This window comes from Rhizobacter sp. P2_H2, assembly GCF_056403375.1.
In genome coordinates this window covers 1-3,792 of sequence record NZ_JBFUFP010000515.1, presented here as the reverse complement: position 1 = coordinate 3,792, position 3,792 = coordinate 1, and the positions used below count along the sequence as shown (strand labels likewise).

The following is a 3,792-nucleotide window of genomic DNA, read 5'->3' as shown; positions in this document are numbered from 1 at the left end:
GCCGTGGCTGACGCGGCCGCCGGCCATCGCGTAGTCCCACGCGGTCTTCACGTCGGCCGGGCCGTCGATCTTGCTCTGGCCCTTGCCGGAGCTGCTCATCACCGGCTTCACGATGCAGGGGTAGCCAATTCCATCACTGTTCTTGCCGTCGATCGCCGCCCCTGCATCGTGAAGCCGGTGATGAGCAGCTCCGGCAAGGGCCAGAGCAAGATCGACGGCCCGGCCGACGTGAAGACCGCGTGGGACTACGCGATGGCCGGCGGCCGCGTCAGCCACGGCCGCGTGATCGTCGAGGGCTTCATCGACTTCGACTACGAGATCACGCAGCTCACCGTGCGCGCGCTCGGTGCCGGCGGCCAGGTCGAGACGCACTTCTGCGACCCGATCGGCCATGTGCAGGTCAGCGGCGACTACGTCGAGAGCTGGCAGCCGCACCCGATGACGCYGGCCGCGCTGGCGCGCTCGCGCGAGATCGCGAAGGCGGTCACCGACAACCTGGGCGGCCAGGGCCTGTTCGGCGTCGAGCTGTTCGTGAAGGGCGACATGGTGTGGTTCAGCGAGGTCAGCCCGCGCCCGCACGACACCGGCATGGTGACGATGATCACGCAGTGGCAGAACGAGTTCGAGCTGCATGCGCGCGCGATCCTCGGGCTGCCGGTCGACACTGCGCTGAAGAGCCCGGGCGCGAGCGCGGTGATCTACGGCGGCGTCGAGGCCAAGGGCATCGTGTTCGACGGCGTCGCCGACGCGATGCGCGTGCCGAACAGCGACATCCGCCTGTTCGGCAAGCCGGAGAGCTTCAAGAAGCGGCGCATGGGCGTGGCGCTGGTGCACGACAAGGATGTCGAGGTCGCGCGCACGCAGGCCAAGCTGGCGGCAAGCAAGGTGAAGCCCCGCGAGGCGTGATCCGTCAATCGTCGTCGCGCGCCTTGTACTGGCTGGTCAGCAAGGTCTGCGCCGACGGCGGCACCGCCTCGTAGTGGCTCAGCTCCAGCGTGTAGCGCCCCTGCCCGCCGGTCATGCCGTTCAGCCGCGCCTGGTAGCCGTTCAGCTCCGACAGCGGCACCAGCCCGTGCACCGTGATGCTGCCGGCCTGCATCGTGCGCGTGCCGTTCACCTGCCCGCGCTTGGCCGACAGGTCGCCGGTGATGTCGCCCATCGAGAACTCCGGCGCGGTGATCTCCACCTTCACCACCGGCTCCAGCACGATCGGCTGGGCCTTCATCACCGCATCGATGAAGGCCTTGCGGCCGGCCGTCACGAAGGCCACCTCCTTCGAATCGACCGAGTGGTGCTTGCCGTCGTAGACGATCACGCGCACGTCCTTCACCGGGTAGCCGGCGACCACGCCGCTGTCGAGCACCTGGCGCACGCCCTTCTCGACCGCGGGCAGGAACTGGCCGGGGATCGTGCCGCCCTTCACCTGGTCGACGAACTCGAAGCCCGCGCCGCGCGCGAGTGGCTCGATGCGCAGGAACACCTCGCCGAACTGGCCGGCACCGCCGCTCTGCTTCTTGTGGCGGTGGTGGCCTTCGGCCGGCACGGTCACCGTCTCGCGGTACGCGATGCGCGGCGGCCGCGTCGACACCTCGCACTTGTAGGTGTCGCTCATGCGCTCGAGCAGCGTGCGCAGGTGCAGCTCGCCGAGGCCGTAGACCACCGTCTCGTTCGTGCTCGCCGCATGCTCGACCTTCAGGCACGGGTCCTCGTCGACCAGCTTCTGCAGGATCTCCCACATGCGCTGCTCGTCGCCGCGGCGCTTCGGCTCGATCGCGAGGCCGTGCACCGGCACCGGGAACTCCAGCGGCTTCAGGTGCAGGTGGTCGTCTTCGGCAGCGTCGTGCAGCACCGCGTCGAAGTGCATCTCGTCGACCTTCGCGACCGCGCACAGGTCGCCCGGGATGCCGCGCGGCACCTCGACATGGTCCTTGCCCTGCAGCATGAACAGGTGGCCCACCTTGAACGGCTTGCGGCCGTCGCCGATGTAGAGCTGGCTGTCGCGCGTGACCGTGCCCTGGTGGATGCGGAAGATCCCCATCTTGCCGACATACGGGTCGACGGTGACCTTGAACACATGCGCGATCACGTGCAGCGACGCATCCGGCTGCGCATGCAGCTCCTTCGCATCCGCACCCTCGCCCTTGAAGAACTGCGGCGGGTTGCCTTCGGTCGGGTTCGGCAGCAGCAGGTCGATCACGTCGAGCAGCTCGGCCACGCCGGCGCCGTTGCGCGCCGAGACGAAGCAGATCGGGACCAGGTGACCCTCGCGCAGCGCCTGCTCGAGCGGTGCATGCAGCTCGCGCGGGTCGACGTCGCCATCGTTGAGGTAGCGGTCGACGAAACCGGGGTCGACCTCGACGACCTGCTCGACCAGCGCGCGGTGCGCCGTCTCCACAGAAGAAAAATCCGCCTCGCCGGACGGATTGAAGAAGCAGTCGACCACCTGGGTGCCCTGGGCCGCGGGCAGGTTCAGCGGCAGGCACTCCTTGCCGAAGGTGGCCTGGATCTTCGCGACCAGGTCCGGCAGGTCGAGCCCCTGCGCATCGATCTTGTTGACGATGATCATGCGGCACAGCCCGCGGTGCGCCGCCCAGTCCATCATGCGCGAGGCCATCATCTCGATGCCGGTCTGCGCGTTGATCACGATGGCCGCGGTCTCGACCGCCTCCAGCGCCGTCATCGACTGGCCGACGCAATCGGGCATTCCCGGCGTGTCGATCAGGTGGATCTGCGCGCTGCCATGCCCGAAGTGCATCAGCGTCGAGTTCAGCGAATGCTGCACGCGGCGCTCCATCGGGTCGAAATCGCTGACCGTCGTGCCGCGCTCCAGGCTGCCGGGCGCGCCGATCGCCCCCGCCTTGCACAGCAAGGCCTCGGTCAGGCTGGTCTTGCCGGATGCCGTCTGGCCGACCAGCGCGAGCGACCGGATGGCCGCGATCCCGGTGTTCACGGGATTCGATAGGCTTGACATGGCGCTCTCCTTTCGCGCCACAGGCGCTGAGCGGTGAGGGGGCGATCGAGGTTAGTGGATCGCACCGGCGGCGGCAAGCGGGGGCACCCGCGGCCGCGGCGGAGGGCATCGATCCCGGGCATGGTGGTGTCCTACAGCAGGCGGTACCGGTGGCCGACAGCCGGCGCGAGCGGTCCGCGTCACAGTGACCCTTCAGGCAACGGTCGTTTGCCCGAAGGATCCGTCATGACCACCCAGCCAGATTCCGGCCGCAACACCGGCCGAAAGAGCGACACCACCGTGCGGCGTGACCGCRACGCGGAGCCGCAGCTGCCGCACGAACGCGACGAGTCGAGCCAGAAGGACGAGACGCCGCGCCCGCGCATCGAGCAGGCGCACCGCGACGTGTCGCGCGGCCTGGTCGACACCGACCGCGGGCCGCCGATGGACAAGGCCTACAAGAAGCAGCAGTGACGGAGGTCGCTCAGGCCCGCACGATCGCCAGGCCCAGCGTCTCGAACCCGGCCAGCGCCTTCTTCGGCGTGTCGCCGTCGACGATCAGCCCGGTGGCGGCGCTGCAGGGCGCGATCGTGTACGCCGAGGCGCTCTGCAGCTTCTCGGCCGAGGCCGGCACCCAGGTTTCGGCCGCCTGCGTCATCAACGCGCGCTTGATGTGCGACTCTTCCAGGTCGCCGGTGGACAGCCCCGCGCCGATGGAGATGCCGGTGACGCCCATGAAGTACAGATCGGCCCGGATGCGGCCGATCGCCTCCAGCGCGCCGGCACCGACTGACACCACCGAGTGCTTGAACAGCCGGCCGCCGATCAGCACGACCTCGATC

General features: G+C 68.9%; 4 protein-coding genes. 2 read left to right on the top strand and 2 right to left on the bottom strand.

All coding sequences use genetic code 11. The features are described 5' to 3' along the window. On the top strand, nt 1–906 hold a 906-nt coding region (gene purT, locus AC1D15_RS21480; RefSeq protein WP_477827566.1), incomplete at its 5' end, for a formate-dependent phosphoribosylglycinamide formyltransferase. 4 nt (nt 907–910) lie between these two features. On the opposite strand, the gene fusA is transcribed toward purT, so the two are convergent. Continuing rightward, the gene (fusA, locus tag AC1D15_RS21475) at nt 911–2,971 is read right to left on the bottom strand and encodes an elongation factor G (RefSeq protein ID WP_477827565.1); all 2,061 of its coding nucleotides are present in this window, start codon (nt 2,969–2,971) and stop codon (nt 911–913) included. Between the two features lie 225 nt (nt 2,972–3,196). Here fusA and AC1D15_RS21470 point away from each other — a divergent pair, with 225 nt between their 5' ends. Beyond that, complete coding sequence (locus AC1D15_RS21470) at nt 3,197–3,424, top strand: hypothetical protein (protein ID WP_477827564.1); 228 nt, start codon at nt 3,197–3,199, stop codon at nt 3,422–3,424. A gap of 10 nt (nt 3,425–3,434) precedes the next feature. Here the strand turns inward: AC1D15_RS21470 and AC1D15_RS21465 are convergent. Further along, nucleotides 3,435–3,792: DeoR/GlpR family DNA-binding transcription regulator (locus tag AC1D15_RS21465; protein WP_477827563.1), on the bottom strand; the 358-nt coding region annotated here is incomplete at its 5' end.

Excerpts from the sequence above, each read along its gene's own strand:
- fusA (WP_477827565.1), bottom strand. The coding sequence starts at position 2,971 with ATGTCAAGCCTATCGAATCCCGTGAACACCGGGATCGCGGCCATCCGG.